The 18,034-nt window shown below is 71.6% G+C and carries 16 protein-coding genes and 1 tRNA gene; 13 read left to right on the top strand and 4 right to left on the bottom strand.

Translation table 11 applies throughout. From position 1 onward, the window contains the following. Positions 1 to 3: 3 nt before the first annotated feature. From ACZ60J_RS21725 to ACZ60J_RS21695, 7 genes are all read left to right on the top strand, one after another. Positions 4 to 2,307, top strand: coding sequence for a xanthine dehydrogenase family protein molybdopterin-binding subunit (locus ACZ60J_RS21725; RefSeq protein ID WP_469684118.1), 2,304 nt, complete (start codon positions 4 to 6; stop codon positions 2,305 to 2,307). A gap of 153 nt (positions 2,308 to 2,460) precedes the next feature. Then, a complete protein-coding gene (locus ACZ60J_RS21720; RefSeq protein ID WP_469683991.1) occupies positions 2,461 to 2,961 on the top strand; it encodes a hypothetical protein in 501 nt (166 codons plus the stop codon). Next, the gene (locus tag ACZ60J_RS21715; RefSeq protein ID WP_469683989.1) at positions 2,961 to 4,430 is read left to right on the top strand and encodes a WXG100 family type VII secretion target; all 1,470 of its coding nucleotides are present in this window, start codon (positions 2,961 to 2,963) and stop codon (positions 4,428 to 4,430) included. Before ACZ60J_RS21720 ends, ACZ60J_RS21715 begins: the two co-directional genes overlap by 1 nt. Positions 4,431 to 4,451: 21 nt before the next feature. Further along, positions 4,452 to 5,627: a type VII secretion-associated serine protease mycosin gene (gene mycP, locus ACZ60J_RS21710; protein ID WP_469683987.1), complete on the top strand. Its 1,176-nt coding sequence runs from the start codon at positions 4,452 to 4,454 to the stop codon at positions 5,625 to 5,627. 44 nt (positions 5,628 to 5,671) lie between these two features. After that, entirely contained in the window at positions 5,672 to 6,055 is a 384-nt protein-coding gene (locus tag ACZ60J_RS21705) for a hypothetical protein (protein ID WP_469683985.1), read from the top strand. Between the two features lie 16 nt (positions 6,056 to 6,071). Continuing rightward, on the top strand, positions 6,072 to 8,369 hold the full coding sequence (locus tag ACZ60J_RS21700; RefSeq protein ID WP_469683983.1) for a hypothetical protein: 2,298 nt from the start codon (positions 6,072 to 6,074) through the stop codon (positions 8,367 to 8,369). Continuing rightward, positions 8,369 to 9,067 carry a hypothetical protein gene (locus tag ACZ60J_RS21695; protein ID WP_469683981.1) on the top strand — a complete coding sequence of 233 codons (699 nt, stop codon included), beginning with the start codon at positions 8,369 to 8,371 and terminating at the stop codon, positions 9,065 to 9,067. Before ACZ60J_RS21700 ends, ACZ60J_RS21695 begins: the two co-directional genes overlap by 1 nt. A gap of 100 nt (positions 9,068 to 9,167) precedes the next feature. On the opposite strand, the gene ACZ60J_RS21690 is transcribed toward ACZ60J_RS21695, so the two are convergent. Together ACZ60J_RS21690 and ACZ60J_RS21685 are read right to left on the bottom strand one after the other, a co-directional pair. Beyond that, on the bottom strand, positions 9,168 to 9,422 hold the full coding sequence (locus tag ACZ60J_RS21690) for a hypothetical protein (RefSeq protein WP_469683979.1): 255 nt from the start codon (positions 9,420 to 9,422) through the stop codon (positions 9,168 to 9,170). Between the two features lie 180 nt (positions 9,423 to 9,602). Further along, a tRNA-Cys gene (locus ACZ60J_RS21685) sits at positions 9,603 to 9,677 on the bottom strand. Positions 9,678 to 9,881: 204 nt separating this feature from the next. On the opposite strand from ACZ60J_RS21685, the gene ACZ60J_RS21680 reads away from it, so the two are divergent. The 6 genes from ACZ60J_RS21680 (at position 9,882) to ACZ60J_RS21655 (ending at position 16,492) form a co-directional block, all read left to right on the top strand. Further along, positions 9,882 to 11,342 carry an MFS transporter gene (locus tag ACZ60J_RS21680; RefSeq protein WP_469683977.1) on the top strand — a complete coding sequence of 487 codons (1,461 nt, stop codon included), beginning with the start codon at positions 9,882 to 9,884 and terminating at the stop codon, positions 11,340 to 11,342. A gap of 394 nt (positions 11,343 to 11,736) precedes the next feature. Then, positions 11,737 to 11,937: a hypothetical protein gene (locus ACZ60J_RS21675; protein WP_469683975.1), complete on the top strand. Its 201-nt coding sequence runs from the start codon at positions 11,737 to 11,739 to the stop codon at positions 11,935 to 11,937. A 242-nt stretch (positions 11,938 to 12,179) separates the two neighbouring features. After that, on the top strand, positions 12,180 to 12,569 hold the full coding sequence (locus ACZ60J_RS21670; protein WP_469683973.1) for a type II toxin-antitoxin system death-on-curing family toxin: 390 nt from the start codon (positions 12,180 to 12,182) through the stop codon (positions 12,567 to 12,569). 201 nt (positions 12,570 to 12,770) lie between these two features. Continuing rightward, positions 12,771 to 14,555, top strand: a complete 1,785-nt coding sequence (locus tag ACZ60J_RS21665) for a DEAD/DEAH box helicase (RefSeq protein ID WP_469683971.1) — start codon at positions 12,771 to 12,773, stop codon at positions 14,553 to 14,555. Between the two features lie 394 nt (positions 14,556 to 14,949). Then, a complete protein-coding gene (locus tag ACZ60J_RS21660; RefSeq protein ID WP_054222485.1) occupies positions 14,950 to 15,591 on the top strand; it encodes an IclR family transcriptional regulator in 642 nt (213 codons plus the stop codon). Positions 15,592 to 15,694: 103 nt separating this feature from the next. Beyond that, positions 15,695 to 16,492 carry a S16 family serine protease gene (locus ACZ60J_RS21655; protein ID WP_469683969.1) on the top strand — a complete coding sequence of 266 codons (798 nt, stop codon included), beginning with the start codon at positions 15,695 to 15,697 and terminating at the stop codon, positions 16,490 to 16,492. Here the strand turns inward: ACZ60J_RS21655 and ACZ60J_RS21650 are convergent. Together ACZ60J_RS21650 and ACZ60J_RS21645 are read right to left on the bottom strand one after the other, a co-directional pair. Further along, on the bottom strand, positions 16,422 to 17,726 hold the full coding sequence (locus ACZ60J_RS21650) for an MFS transporter (RefSeq protein WP_469683967.1): 1,305 nt from the start codon (positions 17,724 to 17,726) through the stop codon (positions 16,422 to 16,424). The genes ACZ60J_RS21655 and ACZ60J_RS21650 overlap by 71 nt on opposite strands. Next, positions 17,723 to 17,977: a hypothetical protein gene (locus ACZ60J_RS21645; RefSeq protein WP_469683966.1), complete on the bottom strand. Its 255-nt coding sequence runs from the start codon at positions 17,975 to 17,977 to the stop codon at positions 17,723 to 17,725. The genes ACZ60J_RS21650 and ACZ60J_RS21645 overlap by 4 nt, the downstream gene beginning before the upstream one ends. Positions 17,978 to 18,034: the final 57 nt, after the last annotated feature.

Raw genomic sequence — 18,034 nt, 5'->3', positions numbered from 1 at the left:
CCGGTGACGGTCGCCTCACCGGCCTCCGAGGGCGCGGAGCCGTCGGAGACGGCGGTCCCGCGCGGCATCGGCGCGTCCGTCCCGGCGGCCGACACCCGCGCCAAGACCGAGGGCACCTTCCCCTACGCCGCCGACCTGTGGGCCGAAGGCCTCCTCTGGGCCGCCGTGCTGCGCTCCCCGCACGCCCACGCCCGCATCCTGTCCATCGACACCTCCGCCGCCACCGACATGCCCGGCGTGCGGGCCGTCGTCACCCACGCCGACGTCCCCGGCGCCACCACGCACGGCCGCCGCATCGCCGACCGGCCCGTCTTCGCCCACGACGTGGTCCGCCACCACGGCGAGCCCATCGCCGCCGTCGCCGCCGACCACCCGGACACCGCACGCCTCGCGGCCGCCGCGATCGCCGTCGAGTACGAGCTCCTCGACCCGGTCACCGACCCCGAACAGGCCTTCGGCGCCCCCGACCTGCACCCCGACGGCAACCTGATCCGGCACATCCCGCTGCGCTACGGCGACCCCGAAGCCACCGGCGACGTCGTCGTCGAGGGCCTCTACCGCATCGGCCGCCAGGACCCCGCCCCCATCGGCGCCGAGGCCGGGCTGGCCGTGCCGCGCCCCGACGGAGGCGTGGAGATCTACACCGCCTCCACCGACCCGCACACCGACCGCGACCTGGCCGCCGCCTGCTTCGGACTGGAACCCGACCGCGTACGGGTCGTCGTCACCGGAGTCCCGGGCGCGACCGCCGACCGCGAGGACGCGGCCTTCCAGCTCCCGCTCGGCCTGCTCGCCCTGCGCACCGGCTGCCCGGTGAAACTGGCCGCCACCCGCGAGGAGTCCTTCCTCGGCCACCCCCACCGCCACCCGACGCTGCTGCGCTACCGCCACCACGCGGACGCGGACGGCCGGCTGGTGAAGGTCGAGGCCCAGATCCTGATGGACGCGGGCGCCTACGCCGACGCCTCCTCGGAGTCCCTGGCCGCGGCGGTGGCCTTCGCCTGCGGCCCGTACGTGGTCCCGCACGCCTTCGTCGAAGGCTGGGCGGTCCGCACCAACAACCCGCCCTCCGGGCACGTGCGCGGCGAAGGCGCCCTGCAGGTCTGCGCGGCCTACGAAGGCCAGATGGACAAGCTGGCGGCCGCCCTCGGCATCGACGGCGCGGAGCTTCGCCTGCGCAACGTCCTGGCCACCGGCGACCTGCTCCCGACGGGCCAGACCGTCACCTGCCCCGCCCCCGTCGCGGAACTCCTGCGCGCGGTCCGCGACCACGAACTGCCCGCCCTCCCGAAGGACACCCCGGAGGAGGACTGGCTGCTCCCGGGCGGCCCGGAGGGCGCGGGGGAGCCGGGCGCGGTCCGGCGCGGCGTCGGGTACGGGGTCGGCATGGTCCACATGCTCGGCGCCGAGGGCACCGACGAGGTGTCCACGGCCACGGTGAAGATCGTCGGCGGTGCCGCGACCGTCATCTGTGCCGCCGTCGACACCGGCCAGGGCTTCTCCACGCTCGCCCGCCAGATCGTCCAGGAGATCCTGGGCGTGGACGAGGTCGTCACGGCCCCCGTCGACACCGACCAGCCGCCGGCGGGCCCCTCCGCCCACGGCCGCCACACCTGGGTCTCGGGCGGCGCGGTGGAACGCGCCGCGAAGATGGTCCGTACGCAGCTCCTCCAGCCGATGGCCCACAAGCTCGGCATGTCCACCGAACTGCTCCAGATCGCGGATGGCCGGATCACGTCGTACGACGGCGCCTTCTCGACGACGGTCGCGGAGGCGATGGAGGGCAAGGAACTCTGGGCCACGGCCCAGTGCCGCCCGCACCCGACCGAGCCGCTGGACGGCGACGGCCAGGGCGACGCCTTCGTGGGCCTCGCCTTCTGCGCGATCCGCGCGGTGGTCGACGTGGACATCGAGCTGGGCTCCGTCCGCGTCGTGGAACTCGCGGTGGCCCAGGACGTCGGCCGCATCCTCAACCCCCGCCAGCTGGAAGCCCGTATCGAAGCGGGCGTCATCCAGGGCGTGGGCGCGGCCCTGACGGAGAACCTCCGCACGGCCGCGGGCCTGATCCGCCACCCCGACCTGACGGGCTACGCCCTGCCCACCTCCCTGGACGCCCCGGCCGTCCGCATCGTCAAACTCGTCGAAGAACGCGACGTGGTGGCCCCCTTCGGCGCGAAGCCGGCCAGCGCGGTCCCGGTGGTCACGGCCCCGGCAGCAGTGGCCTCGGCGGTCCGCGCCGCCACGGGCCGCCCGGTCAACAGGCTCCCGATCCGGCCATCTGCGGCAGTGGCGGCGCCCAACTCGTAACCTTGTGACCCTGATTGCACCTGCAACCCGAAACTTGGGCCTGTCGGCCTCTGTCTATAGAGTGTTTACGGACACTGGCGACATGCGTGTGCGAATGCCGCTGCCGCGCGACGCCGGTGCGAACGGGGACGACGGGGAGTCGGGGAGGCCATCGTGGCAGTGGACTATGGGCCGGGCGTGCTCGGAGTGGACTTCGGCGTGGGCGTCGCCTCGCCGGCGGCTCTGGGCGCACTGCAGGTCGAGTACGAGTCGCTGACGGACTACAAGAAGCGCGTCGACGGCCTGCTGTCGAAGCTGAACGAATCCCCGGCAAGCGACAAACGCCTCGCGGACGGCACCCTCCCCTCCGCCTCCCTGGGCGAAGGCTTCGCAGAGGCGGACCGCCTCTTCAAGGCCTACACGAACGTCCACACGCAGCTGCTGGCGCTGTCGAAGGGCTTGGCGGACCAGATCGAGGGCCTCAGCATCGCCATCCAGACGAGCGGCCGTGGTTTCGAGGGCGTAGACGAGGACACGAAGCGGCGGATGCTGGCGATCAGCAAGCAGGCCGACGCGAACTACGTTCCGGAACGCGACCCGTTGGCACCGCAGCCTCCGCACAGTTCGGCTTCGCAGGGAAGTTCGTCGACCGGAACTCAGGGAGAGGGCTTCTGATGGCGACGAACTTCGAGAGCCACACGCACCAGCAGTTGCTGGCCATGCTCGCCTCGGCGAACGCGGAGACCCTCAAGGCGCGTGGAAGCCAGCTCACGGACGCCGCGGCGACCATCAAGGAGATCGGCGAAAGCCTCAAGGACCACCGGGTGACCGGCTGGGAAGGCGAATCGCACACGGCTTTCCAGGACTGGGTCAGCCGCACGGGCAACGCGACGCTGCGCCTGGGCGAGTACAGCGCCGAGGGCGGCAAGCAGCTGACGCAGGCCAGCCAGGTCGTCATCGAGGTCAAGGCCAACATGCCGACCTACGACGCTGCGGCGGCCGCCAACCTCGAAGCATCCCGCGAGTACCGCAACGACCCCGACGCACAGCAGATCGGCCAGCAGGCCCACTCGAAGCTGAGCGGCGACCGGCAGCAAGCGATCCAGCAGATGACGAAGCTGGCACAGGGGTACGAGGCTTCGGCTACTGGGATGGAGATGGCGGAGATCCCGACGTTTCCGAAGTTGCCGGAGACTTTCGTCCCCCTGGGTGTTGATGGTGGGCAGACGATTGCGCGCTCCGGAGAGCCCTCTGGTGCAGGCGGCTCCTCAGCCGGGCCCGTACCGTCGGGTTCCGGCGGTTCGGTGGGCTTCAGCCCTCCTCCTGGCTCTCCTTCTTCTGAGGCGCCAGCCGGGCCGGGTGGTATCTCGACAGGGGTGCTGGGCCCGCCGCCGGGCCCCGTTCCAGTGCCCCCGGACCGCAATATTGGTACCGGACTCGACACCGTCGGACCGGCGCCGAGCACGACTCTTCCGCCGGCAACGGGAGTACCCGGCAGCCCGGGCCCTGTAGGTCCTGGTGGTGGAGGTCAGGGCGTCACCCCCGGGGGGTTCATCCCGCCCGTGCCACTGCCACCGGGCGGTGGCGCGTCGAAGCCGATCGGAGGTCTCGGACCTGGTGGCATTGGCATTCCCGGAATCGGCGGAGTAGGCGGGAAGGGGAGTGTCGCAGGTCTGCCCCCGCGCGACAGCGGCATCACGGGCGGACGGCCGGTCACACCCGGTGGCCCGGGCGTGAGCATTCCCCGTGGCACTGTCATCGGTGCTGAGGGCGCCCAGGCAGGCGGTCGCGGTATGGGCGGCGGGATGGGTATGGGTGGTGGCGGAGCGCACGGCGGGCTCGGTAGTCCCATGACCGGTCGCCGTCTCGCCACCGAACCGGGAGGCATCTTCGGTGGGGCGCAGCCTGGTGCGGGCGGGCGCTCGCTCGCTGGTGGTCAGGCCTTTACCCAGGGCGGTTCAGGGTTGGTGCGCGGTGGATCCGGGACTGGTCCAGTGGGCGGTCCCATGGGCCACGGTGGTGCGGGTGCTCATGCTCCCGGCCGGCGAGGTGACGGCCGGCAGGGTGAGCGCCCTGACTACCTGGCTGAGGACGAAGAGACGTGGCAGGGCGATGGTCGCGTCGTTCCGCCGGTGATCGACTGAGTGGAGTGAACGTTGCACGGGATGCGTATGCGTAAGGCGAGCGCGGTCTTGACAGGATTCCTGCTAGCAGGGGTCGCGGCGACCCCCGCCCAGGCGGAGACCATTCGGTCGCAGCAGTGGCATCTCACGTCGATGAAGGCAGAGGACATCTGGAAGACCAGCACGGGCAAGGGCGTCACGGTCGCCATCATTGACAGTGGCGTTGACGCTATCCCAGAGCTGGAGGGCCAAGTCGTTCCGGGCAAGAACTATGCCACGAACTACAAGGGTGATGAGCGAACGGACTGGAACAAGCACGGGACAACCATGGCGGCGATTATCGCTGCTACTGGAAAACATCCCAGTGGTGACGGATCGTTCGGACTTGCGCCTGGGGTCAAGATCCTCCCGATCCGCGTGCCGCAGGGAGAGAACGCAGCTAATCCGCTTTGGACCGAAGCAATTCGGTATGCGGCCGACTCGGACGCGAAGATCATCAACATCTCCATGGCTACATCTGTGGAAGACCCGGAACGTCTCGCAGCGGTGAAGTACGCCCTATCTAAAGGGAAGTTGATTTTTGCTGGTGTGGGAAACAACGGTGATGCGGGAAATCAGGTTCTTTACCCGGCGGCAACGCCGGGCGTGGTCGGGGTTGGTGCCGTCGACAAGAATGGGAAGGTAACCGCAGAGTCGCAGCACGGATCTCAGGTCGACCTGACTGCCCCAGGCGCAGACATTGTTACGGCCTGTGCCAGCAGCACCCAACTATGCAAGAACCACGGCACAAGTGACGCCACCGCCCTCGCTTCGGCTTCTGCTGCGCTGATCTGGTCGGCCCACCCTGACTGGACCAACAATCAGGTGCTCCGGGTCATGATGAACACCGCGGGCAAGCCCACCGACGGCGCCGAGCGCAGCGATTTCATCGGCTACGGCACCGTCCGCCCCCGCATCGCGGTACCCAACCCCGGCGACCCCGGCCCCGCGGACGTCTACCCGCTCCCCGACCTCGCCGCAGCCGGCGGCGGCACGGGTACGAAGGCCCCCTCGGCCCCGGCCTCCTCCGCCGACCCCGGGGCTCCCGCCCCCCAGGCCGCCGCGAAGGCGGATGGCGACAGCAGCGGCAGCCTGCCCTGGCTCGCGCTCGGGCTCGGTGCCTGTGTGCTCATCGGGGGAGCCGTCACCGCGGTCGTCGTCCGGCGCAGGGCGCGCTGAGCCGCGTAAGGCCGTACGTACAGGTGGAAAGAGGAGTGCACGCCATGTCGTTCGACGAGGAATGGTCCATAGCCCGGAGCACCCGGAGCACCGCCGCCGGCGGCAGCGCCGATCTGGAGCTGAACCAGGACCACATAGGCGAGGTCGGCTCCGAGGCGTACACGCTGTACACCCGGCTCTCCGCCGACGGCAAGCACGCCGCCGCCTCCACCGCCGAGGCGGCCGCCGCGCTCACGCGCGAGGGCTTCGCGGGCGGCGCGGCCCTGCTGAAGGTCAACACCCGTTGGGAGAGCCAGCTCAAGACCCTGGTCGCCGCCTGCGCGAACATCTCCAACGGCTTGAACTACTCCCTCTCCTCCCACGCCAAGGAGGAGCAGCAACTGCACGCAGATTTCTCCGCCTCCAAGATCGACCAGCTCCTCAAGTAGTGAAGGCGGCGCACACGTGCTGACGTACGAGAACGTGGTGAACGCGCCCTTGGGCCCGCTCCAGACCGCGATCGACGACTGGTCCGCGATGGTCAAGAAGCTGGACGAGCTGGCGGAGTCGGCGCGGGCCGGCATGAAGGCCAAGTCGGACAAGGCCCAGTGGAGCGGTGTCACCGCGGGTGTGGCCCGTTCCTTCGTCGACAAGACGGCCAAGGAGTTCGACGACGCGGCCCGGGAGGCCAAGGGCATCCACCTCCTGCTCGTCGACGGCCACGCCACCATCAGGGCGGTCCAGGAGCAGCTCAGGAAGCTGGTCGCGGACGCCCCGGCCGCGGGCTTTCGCATAGACGAGAGCGGGCGGGTCTCCGCGATCCCGCTCGCGGATCCGCAGGACCGGTACGCGGCCCAGCACGACCCCGACTATCAGGTGACCCTGCGCACGAACCGCGACCTGTGGCAGGAGCGGGTGAACCGGGCCGTCGAGGACGCCCAGGACGCCGACGACTCCCTCGTGCGCGCGCTCCAGGCCAACGTCGCGGACGACCACGACTTCTCCGGGGCGAAGTTCACCACCCTGGACGCGGAGCAGGCCCACCGCGCCGCCGAACTGATGAAGAAGGTCACCGGCGAAGGGGGCACGGCCCGCAACCCCGAGGCGCTGCGCGAGCTGGAGGACCTGCTCGACGACAACCGGGAGGACCCGGAGTTCGCGACGGGCTTCTACCGGACGGTGGGTGCCGAGGGGACGCTGGAGATGTACGCCACCCTGTCCCTGGACGCCACGGGCCTCGGCCCGGCCGGCGCGGACCGGGCGCTGATGGCCGCGAACATCCAGAGCGACATGGGTGCGATGCTCGGCCTGGCGACCCACAAGGACGTCCCGAACCACCTCGACGCCGCCTGGACTACCCAGCTGATGCGGGCCGGGCGCAAGGAGATGCAGGTCACCGGCGGTGTGAACACGATCTACGGCTACCAGGCACTCGGTGCGCTGATCCGCGAGGGGACGTACGACAAGGAGTTCCTGACCTCGATCGGCCGCGACATGGTCGCCATGGACCGCAAGGACCCGAAGCTCTGGGAGTCCCACACCCCGTACGGCCTGGACCAGGTCCTCCACCAGGGCAAGGACGGCGGCGGCCGGGGCTTCTATCCGCTGACCGGCCTGATGGAGGCACTGGGCAACAACCCGGACGCGGCGACGGCCTTCTTCAACGAGCCGGTCCGGGAGGACAGCAACCACGACGGGATCGTCACCAAGGACGACAAGCCGGTCGGCGGGCAGCACGGCAAGGACCAGGGCATGGTCGACTACATGCTCGACAAGAAGCCGTACATGGACAGCTTCGACATCACCCGGACCGGCAGCGAGCTCCACCCGGCCCAGGACGCCCTCGGCGGCGCCCTCGAAGCGGCGGTGTCGGGCCGCGCGGCGGGCGACGAGGACGCGAAGCCCGTACCGCACACCAAGGAGATGGCCTCCGTCATGGAACGGGTCGTCGAGAAGATCGGCGACGATCCGGGCCTGGTGGCGCAGGATCCGGACGACCCTGACAAGAAGCCGGCCCTCGGTACGCTGGCCGGCCACCTCGGCAGCATGGCGGCGGAGTACATCCCGGACCTCCAGGCGGCGGCGGAGAACGGCGGGAACCAGATCAAGGTCGCGGGCTCCATGGCCGACTTCGACGAGGCGACGGTGGCCCGGTTCCTCGGCGGGGTCGCCCAGGACCCCGGCGCGTACGGCGCGATCACCAACGCGAACCAGGCCTTCACGGCGGTTCTTGTCAATGATGTGATCCAGCACCGGGGCGAAACCACCCTGCTGGGTGATGCGGTGGAGGTCGCGGTGCAGCCCGGTGGACAGATCGCCGGAATGATGACGGAGGCCCGCGCCCAGGGCATGCACGCCGAGACCGCGCACACGAACGAGGAGTACGTGAAGGGCGTCGAGGACGGGGCGAAGTGGATCAACCGCGGTATCACCGCTGCCGGCGGCAAGTACCTGGAACTGGTGCCGCTCGCCGGTGACATCGTGGAGTGGGTCCAGGAGGACGTCACCGAGCACTTCGTCGAGGAGGCCCAGGACAAGGGCAAGGAGAAGACCGCCGACACGGAGAAGGCCGTGGCGGAGATGTACTCCCGGAGCGATGCGAGTACCAGTGGCGCTGCCGCGAACGCGGTGCGCAACGCGGCCGCCGGTTCCGGACTGTCGGCCAAGGACATCGACACGCTGGCCGGTGCGGCTTCCGCGCAGTCCTCGGTCGCCCATTCGGTCGGCAGGGACATGGTGGACAGCTCGAAGGGGACGTCTTGATGACTGCGAAGAGGAAGGCCCTGAGGGCGCACACCGCCTGGTCTGCCCGCGCCCGCGGTGCGGCACTCGCGGTGCTCGTGGCGGCGGTCGCGGGATGCGGGTCGGCGAACCCCGAGCCTCAGCCGTCCCGTTCCGCGAAGCCACGTCCCGAAGTGGAGCGGACGGAGGCCTGCCCGGGGTTGATCACCGATGCGGCAGGCAAGGCGCTGATGGACGTGTTGCAGTCCTCGCAAGTGGTCAACAACGCCGCGCAGACCGTCGGCGTCTCGGCGATGGGCAAGGCTCTGGAAGAGGCCTACCGCGCGGGTGCCGGGCCCCGGGAGATGACCGCTCCCGTGTGCAGGATCACCGGATCCGTGGGCCTGGGAAAGCGGGTCGGGGAGATCAGCATCTCCGCCGGGCGCCCGGGCCCGGGGGAGCCGGGAGCCGGGGGAACGGGGGTCCAGGTGATGCGCGCGGACAAGCAGCGCAGCGTGGCCTTCGACTGCGTGAGCACCCGTGTCGGCTCCACGCGCGCCGTCCCGCTGCGGATCACCGCTTCGTACGGGGACAAGTACCAGAACAGCAAGGGCGACGCCGCCCTGGGCGAGGACTATCTGGTCCTTGCCCATTCCGCCGCGCTCGCGATCGCCGGGGAAGTCGGCTGCGAGAACACCGGCGGGCTCCCGGAGCAGGCCTCGGCGCTCCCGGCCGGCTGAGCGCTTCCCGCGGCGGCTGGTCGACGGGGTGGTCCGGAAGGTCGCGGCCGGTGGGCCAGCCGAGGACGCGGACGGTGGCATCGGCGCTTGACCGTGTGCGTCACCAGCCCATGTCTTTGGCCACCTCTTCTTGAGCAGCAGCGATTTCCTCCACAGTGGAACCTGTGATGTCGACATCGCATGCCCAGTCGAAGCGTCCCAGCAGGTCCACGAGCGCCTGCTTCTGGGCCGGATGTGTGATCGGAACAGTGTTCAGATCGGTGCTCATGAGCCAGTCGAACAGCACAACGGCGTCTGAGCGCCACAGCCGGACGTTGACGGTTGGCACCGGTTCCCATGAGTCATTGGCGTTCATCCGGACATCGTCGCAGGCCAGAAGGTGCTCCGGCCGTTGAGATTCAGCGGGCGGGCGGGCGGGCGTCGGTGCGGCCGGCGTTCCCCTACCGGCCAACGGGGAAGGGAACTGACACGAACAGCCGAATGGGCGGCACCCCGTGCGGGGTGCCGCCCATTCGTTCTGCCTGGTCGGGGCAGGTGGAAGCCGTGACCGGAATCGAACCGGCGTAACTCGCTTTGCAGGCGAGTCCCTCAACCACTCGGGCACACGGCTGGGTGGTGGTGATGTGTATGACCGTACGAGGGGGACGGAGGGCGGGGAAGGGAATCGGGGGGTGTGCAATGTGACTGCCATGCCGCGTTCACAGAGGGGGCGGCGGGAGGGTGGAGGGGGACCTTTGGCCTAGGGCTGGGGGAGGGGGTGGGATCGGTCGTAATGACAGGGTCGAAATAGGGATACGGCACTTACTCTGGGGCGATGAGCGTCGTTCCGCAGCGAGCCGCTGCGCCCTCCGCACCGATACCCGACGACCACGCGAAGGGCGGGATCTTCGGGCCCGCGTACCGGACGCTCAGCATCGGGATCATCTCCGTGATCTTCCTGATCGCCTTCGAGGCCACCGCCGTCGGGACCGCCATGCCCGTGGCGGCCCGGGAGCTGGACGGGATCGCGCTCTACGCCTTCGCCTTCTCCGCCTACTTCACGACCAGCCTCTTCGGGATGGTGCTCTCCGGGCAGTGGGCCGACCGGCAGGGGCCGCTGCGGCCGCTCACCGTGGGGATCGGGTCCTTCGCCGCCGGACTGGTGTGTTCCGGGGCCGCCGGGGCGATGTGGATGTTCGTGCTCGGGCGGGCCGTGCAGGGGTTCGGCGGCGGGCTGGTCATCGTCGCCCTCTACGTGGTCGTCAGCCGGGCCTACGAGGAGCGGCTGCGCCCCGCGATCATGGCGGCCTTCGCCGCGAGCTGGGTCGTGCCCTCGATCGTCGGGCCGCTGGCGGCGGGGACCGTGACCGAGCACCTCGGGTGGCGCTGGGTCTTCCTCGGGATCCCCGCGCTGGTCTTCGTACCGCTCGCGGTGGCGCTGCCCGCGATACGGCGGAACGCCTCCGGGCCGGTGGACCCCGAGGCGCCGCCCGTGGCGTTCGACCGGCGGCGGATCCGGCTGGCGCTGGGGATCTCGGTCGGTGCGGGGCTGCTGCAGTACGCCGCGCAGGACCTGAAGTGGCTGTCGTTGCTGCCGGGGCTCGCGGGGGCGGCTCTGCTGGTGCCCGCCGTGCTGGGGCTGCTGCCGCGCGGGACCTACCTGGCGCGGCGCGGGCTGCCGTCCGTGGTGCTGCTGCGGGGCGTGGCGGCGGGGTCGTTCATCGCGGCGGAGAGCTTCGTACCGCTGATGCTGGTCACCCAGCGGGGGCTCAGCCCGACGATGGCCGGGTTCTCGCTCGCCCTGGGCGGGGTGACCTGGGCGGCAGGCTCGTGGGTGCAGTCGCAGGGGCGGGTGGCGCCGTACCGGGAGCGGCTGATGGTGCTCGGCATGATCATGGTCGCCGCGGCGATCGCCGGGGTGCCGGCGGTGCTCGTGGAGTGGGTGCCGGTGTGGATCGTGGCGCTGGTGTGGGCGATGGGGTGCCTGGGGATGGGGCTCGTCATCGGCTCCACGAGCGTGCTGCTGCTGAAGCTGTCGGCGCCGGAGGAGGCGGGGGCGAACTCCGCCTCGCTGCAGATCTCCGACGCGCTGGCGAACGTGGTGCTGCTGGCGGCGGGCGGGGCGGCGTTTGCCGCGCTGGGCGGGGGAACGGTGGGGGCGGCGCACTCCGTGGCGGAGGGGGCCGGGGCTTCGCACCCCGGTGCGTTCGTCGTCGTGTTCCTGCCGATGGCCTGCGTGGCGCTGGTGGGTGCGTGGGTCGCCACCCGACTCGACGCGGAGCCCCGGCGGGGCTGAGGCGTGGCGGGGCCGAGCCGGCCCCGCGGCCCGGCCTGGCCCCCGCGGCCCGGGTTGGCCCCCGTGGTGCGGCTTGGCCCCGCGGCCCGGGTTGGCCCCCGGGCGCAGCTTGGCCTCCATGGTGCGGCCTGGCCCCGCGGCGCAGCTTGGCCCCCGGGGTGCGGCCTGGCCCCGCGGCCCGGCTTCGCCCCTGCGGCCCGGCTTCGCCCCCGTGGTGCGGCCCGCCCCGGCCCGGCCCGTGGCTTCGGGTCCGGCGCCGATTCCGGGGGCCGGCCCCCGGACCCCCGCTCCTCAAACGCCGGAGGGGCTGGAGATGGCCGGCGGCGGCCTTCGCGTGCGGGACCGGGACGGAAATGCGGGGCGTGCCCGGGGTGGGGCTGGCTAGCATCCGGGGATGAGTGAGCTGATCATCGACATGCCCGACGCCGAGCGGGCGGAGCTGGCCGATCTCGCCGATGCCACCGGGCAGAGCGTCGAGGAGGCCGTGCTCGCCGCCGTACGGGGCTGGGTGCGGGCGGAGCGGGAGCGGGCCGCGGGGGAGGCCTCGCGGCTGGCCGGACGCCACGCCGGACTGCTGAGGAGGCTCGGCGAATGAGCACCCAGCACCTGCCCCCGCACCCGGGTGGGCAGTCGGGTGGTCAGGCGAGCCCGTACCTGGGCGGGAAGTCGGCTGGGCAACCGAGCCCGCAGTCGGCCGGGCAGGCGAGCCCGCGCCCAGGCGGAGAGTCGGCTGGGCAGCCGAGCGCGCAGACGGCCGGGCAGGCGAGCCCGCGCCTGGGCGGAGAGTCGGCTGGGCAAGCGAGCCCGCACCCGGCCGGCCGCGCGACCCCGCCGCCGGTGCGGCATCTCACCCTTGCCGAGGTGCTCGATCTTGCGCGGCATGCCTGTCTGGCGCAGGAGCAGGCCGTCGAGTTGCGGGCCCCGGGGCTGCTGGAGTCCGCCGTGCACCGGCCGCGGGCGCGGATGTTCGGGACGGCGGCCTACGAGGACCCGTACGAACAGGCGGCCGCCCTGCTGCACGGGATCGCGACGAACCACCCCCTCGTCGACGGGAACAAGCGCACCGCCTGGCTCGCCGCCGCCACCTTCCTCGCCCTCAACGGCGTCGATCTCGGTGATGCCGACGAGGACGCCGCGTACGGCCTGGTCATCGACGTGGCGGCGGGCGACGAGGAGCGCGTCGGGCGGATCGCGGAGCGGCTGCGGGCCCTCGCCCCGCGAATGTGACGCTCGCCGCACGCGCCGAGGTCACGGGCCTGTCCCTCCGCGAGGGGCGGGCCCGGGCCGGTAAGGTGGCCCGGTTGTCCTACGTACGACCGCCTGCCCGTACTGCCGGCCGTACCGGTGCCCGGACTGCACGCCCCGAAGAGACCCGGAGCGCAGCCCGGAGCCGAGCCGGTACGCCGCCGAGAGACCGAACCGGAGACCGTGACTACTACCGCCTCCCACCACCTCTCACCCGCCTTCCCCGGCCGCGCGCCGTGGGGTACCGCCAGCGCCCTGCGAGCTTGGCAGCAGGGTGCACTGGACCGGTACCTGGAGACCCAGCCGCGCGACTTCCTCGCCGTCGCCACCCCCGGCGCCGGAAAGACCACCTTCGCGCTGACGCTAGCGTCCTGGCTGCTGCACCACCACGTGGTGCAGCAGGTGACCGTCGTCGCGCCCACCGAACACCTGAAGAAGCAGTGGGCGGAAGCCGCCGCCCGGATAGGGATCCGCCTCGACCCGGAGTACTCCGCGGGGCCGCTCAGCAAGGACTACCACGGGGTCGCCGTCACGTACGCGGGTGTGGGCGTGCGCCCGATGCTGCACCGCAACCGGTGCGAGCAGCGCAAGACCCTGGTGATCCTCGACGAGATCCACCACGCCGGTGACTCGAAGTCCTGGGGCGAGGCCTGCCAGGAGGCCTTCGACCCGGCGACCCGCCGGCTCGCCCTCACCGGCACGCCCTTCCGGTCCGACACGAATCCCATCCCCTTCGTGGCCTACGAAGAGGGGAACGACGGGATCCGGCGGTCCTCCGCCGACTACACCTACGGCTACGGGAACGCCCTCGGCGACGGGGTCGTGCGGCCCGTCATCTTCCTCTCCTACAGCGGCAACATGCGCTGGCGCACCAAGGCCGGCGACGAGATCGCCGCGCGCCTCGGCGAGCCGATGACCAAGGACGCCATCTCGCAGGCCTGGCGTACGGCCCTCGACGCGCGCGGCGACTGGATGCCGAACGTGCTGCGCGCCGCCGACCAGCGGCTGACCGAGGTCAGGAAGGGCATCCCGGACGCGGGCGGGCTGGTCATCGCCGCCGACCAGGACTCCGCGCGCGCGTACGCCAAGCTGCTGAAGGAGATCACCGGCCACAAGGCCACCGTGGTGCTCTCCGACGACACGGGCGCCTCGAAGCGGATCGACCAGTTCAGTGAGGACGGCAGCCGCTGGATGGTCGCCGTCCGCATGGTGTCCGAGGGCGTCGACGTCCCGCGCCTCGCGGTCGGCGTGTACGCCACCACCATTTCGACCCCGCTGTTCTTCGCGCAGGCCGTCGGCCGCTTCGTGCGTTCGCGCCGGCGCGGCGAGACGGCCTCGGTGTTCCTGCCGACCATTCCCTACCTGCTGGGCTTCGCCAACGAGATGGAGGTCGAGCGCGACCACGTCCTCGACAAGCCGAAGAAGCAGGGCGAGGAAGACCCGTACGCCGACTCCGAGAAGGAGATGGAGGAGGCGAACAAGCAGGAGGACGAGGACACCGGCGACGAGGAGCAGATGTCCTTCGAGGCACTGGAGTCCGACGCCGTCTTCGACCGGGTGCTGTACGACGGCGCCGAGTTCGGCATGCAGGCGCATCCGGGGAGCGAGGAGGAGCAGGACTACCTCGGCATCCCCGGGCTGCTGGAGCCCGACCAGGTGCAGATGCTGCTCCAGAAGCGGCAGTCGCGGCAGATCGCGCACAGCAAGCGCAAGCCCGACTCGGAGGCGGACCTGCTGGAGCTGCCGGCCGACCGGCGCCCCGTGGTCTCCCACAAGGAGCTGCTGGAGCTGCGGAAGTCGCTGAACACGATGGTCGGTGCGTACGTCCACCAGAGCGGCAAACCGCACGGGGTGCTCCACACCGAACTGCGCCGCGTGTGCGGCGGACCGCCGAGCGCGGAAGCCACGGCGGGACAGCTGCGCGAGCGGATCAAGAAGGTCCAGGAGTGGGCCACCCGGATGCGGTGATTTCCTACGGAATACGGTGCGGGGGGCGCGGGGAGATTTGTACGGTTCCCGCCCGCCCGGACCGCCGTAGCGGTGGCGCCGCACCCGTGGTCGCAGGCCTTGCGGGGCCGCCCGGGACCGGGGGCCGGGGTCGGGGGCCGAAGGTCACGAATTGGCGGCGATGCGCGTTTTCAACCGGCACAAAACGCCAGTAGGCGCCCGGATTCTGGACGAGCCCTTCCGCTGAGCGGACCCGCTCGCTAGTGTCCCCGCATCGAACGCCCCGTGGCAGCGCCGCTGCGGGAGCGCAGCCGGTGCCATGGCCGCTACCGGCGGCCTCTCCGTGCGTCGCCGAGGGACCGGCGGCGCTATCCCCAGAGAGTCACCGCCGCCCACCGAAAGAGGGAGAGGCGTCGTGACCGCGGAAACCTCCCAGACTCTCGACCGGGGACTCCGAGTCCTCAAACTGCTCGCCGACACCGACCACGGTCTGACCGTCACCGAGCTCTCCAACCGCCTCGGTGTGAACCGCACCGTGGTCTACCGCCTCCTGGCCACCCTCGAACAGCACGCCCTGGTCCGCCGCGACCTCGGCGGCCGCGCCCGCGTCGGGCTCGGGGTGCTGCGGCTGGGCCGCCAGGTGCACCCGCTCGTGCGCGAGGCCGCGCTGCCCGCGCTGCGCTCCCTCGCCGAGGACATAGGCGCCACCGCGCACCTGACCCTCGTGGACGGAACCGAAGCGCTCGCCGTGGCGGTCGTCGAGCCGACCTGGACCGACTACCACGTGGCCTACCGTCCCGGCTTCCGCCATCCGCTGGACCGCGGGGCAGCCGGCCGGGCCATCCTGGCCGCCCGTCAGGGCACGCTCATCGAGCCCGGGTACACGCTCACCCACGGGGAGCTCGAAGCGGGTGCCAGCGGCGCTGCCGCACCCCTCGTGGGCATCACCGGGCTGGAGGGCAGCGTGGGCGTCGTCATGCTGGCCGACGCCGTGCCCGAGCGGGTCGGCCCGCGCGTCGTGGACGCCGCCCGTGAGGTGGCCGACGCCCTGCGCTGAGCCGCGGAGCCGCACGCGCGGCACATCCGGAAACCGAGCCGCGCCCCCGACCGCCGGGGGCGCGGCTCGACCCGTTGCCGGGCACCCGCGCTAGATTGGCCCGGTGCTCTCTCGCCTCACACGTCTGCCGCGTCCCGCCGCCCTCGCCGTCTGCGCCGTGCCCGTGCTCGCGCTGTTCGCCGTCGCGGCCTTCGCCCCGCTGCCCTTCGTGATCGCGCAGCCGGGCCTGACGGCCGACGTGCTCGGCTCCCGCGACGGCAAGCAGGTCATCACCATCACCGGGGCGCCCACCCGCGAGACCACGGGCCAGCTGCGGATGACCACCATCCAGGCGACCGGCCCCTCCACCTCCGTCACCCTCCCCGAACTGGTCGGCGACTGGTTCGACACCACCCGGGCGGTCATGCCCAGGGAGTCGGTGTACCCGTCGGGCGGAAGCGACAAGGAGATCGAGGAGCACAACCTGGAGGAGATGACCAAGTCGCAGTCGACCGCCTCCCAGGCGGCCCTCGGCTACCTCAAGAAGGACCCGAAGGACGTGAAGGTCGAGCTGAACCTCGCCGACGTCGGCGGGCCGAGCGCCGGACTGCTCTTCTCGCTGGGCATCGTCGACAAGCTCGACGGGAACGGCAGCGGCGGCGATCTCACCGGCGGCAGCACCATCGCCGGTACGGGCACCATCACCGCGGCCGGCGAGGTCGGTGCGGTCGGCGGGGTGGCACTGAAGACCCAGGCCGCGCGGCGCGACGGGGCGAGCGTGTTCCTCGTACCGGCGGCGGAGTGCTCGGACGCCAAGTCCGAACTCCCCGAGGGACTCCGGCTGGTCCCCGTCACTTCGCTGACGGATGCGGTTGACGCTCTGCGGGCTCTGCAGAAGGGTGAAACGGTTCCGTCCTGCTGAGCGGGGCGGCCCCCTTGCCCGACTCCATGCCCCGCCAGGACGGGAACACCAGCGGGGACAGCGTGGCGAGCAGGTAGACCCCGGCGAACGCCAGCAGTGCCGGTGTGAGCCCGAACCCGTCGATCAGCAGCCCCGCGGCCAGCCCGCCCAGCGGCATGGTCAGCTCGCAGCCCGCCTGGGTCACGCCCGAGACCCGGCTGCGCAGGGCGTCGGGCACCTTCTCCAGCATCACCGTGGTCAGGATCGGATTGAGCACGCCCGCGCCCAGCCCCGACAGGGCCATCGTCACCGCGAGCGGCAGCGGGGTGTCGGTGAAGGCCGCGACCACGTAGCGCGGGGCCCCGCACAGCAGGAACGCCGCGGCAAATACCCCTCTACGGGGGAACCGCTCGCCCCAGGCTCCGTAGAGCAGGGCCCCCAGCAGTGCGAACCCGCCGAACAGGGCGATCATCAGGCCGAGCGCGGTGGCACCGCCGAGGGCCTCGCGGCCGTGCACGGGCAGCAGGACCGACGACCAGCCCTGGTCGAGGCCGTTGGTCGTCATCACCATCACCATGATGCCGAGCATCATGCGGCTGCGGGTCAGGAACCGCATCCCCTCGGCGAGTTCGGCCCGGTAGCCGGCCAGCGACACCTTCCCGGCGGCCCGCTGCGGCTCGGCGGCCGGTATCCCGCGCAGGAACGCGGTGACCAGCAGCGCCGAGGCGCCGAAGGTGGCCGCGTCGAGGAGCAGGACGGACTCGGCGCCGAGCGTGGCGATCAGCAGTCCGGCCAGCGCGGCCCCGATCATGCGGGCTCCGCGCGAGACGGCGTCGTAGAGGCTGGCGGCGCGGGCGACGGTGGTGCCGGCGTGCTCGGCGAGATGGGGGAGCAGGACGTAGCGCGCGGTCAGTCCGGGGGTGTGCACGAGGCCGCCGACGGCCATCAGCGCGCACAGCATCCAGAACTCCAGCAGCCCGGTGTGGTGCAGCAGCGGGATCGCGGCCACGGACAGTCCGCAGATCAGGTCGGAGACGGCGGAGACCCGGCGGCGGCCGAGCCGGTCGATGACCGGGCCCGCGACGAGGGCGGCCACCGCGACGGGCAGGGTGGCGCAGAAGGCGACGATCCCGGCCCGGCCGGCGCTGCCCGTGGTCTGGAGCACGAACCACGGGACCCCGATCAGGGTCAGTGAACTCCCGGCTATCGAGATGGTGTTGGCGATCAGGACGGCGGTGAAGGGGCGACGGCTCATGCGATGCCGCCGTGCGGGCGGGAGAGCGGGGTGTCGCGCGCGCTGCGGGTGATGCGCGCGGTCAGGTGCGCGGGCTGGATCAGGCGGATGCCGGCGCAGATCAGGGCTTCGCCGGCCCGGTTGCGCAGGGCGGAGGCCGGGTGGCGGCAGAAGTGTGGTGCGGCCTCCCGCGCGCGGCGCCAGGCGGAGGCCTCGGCGGTGCGGGTGGCGTGGATCGCGGCGTGGTTGTGGGCATGGCTGAAGGCGTGCACGGCAGGACTCCTTCTGCGAAGGGAGTGTGTGTGGGGCGCTGCTCGGTGGCGCTACAC

Source organism: Streptomyces sp. NPDC104226 (assembly GCF_055584085.1).
The sequence above is the reverse complement of the archived record's forward strand: the minus strand, read 5'-3'. Positions and strand labels throughout refer to the sequence as shown.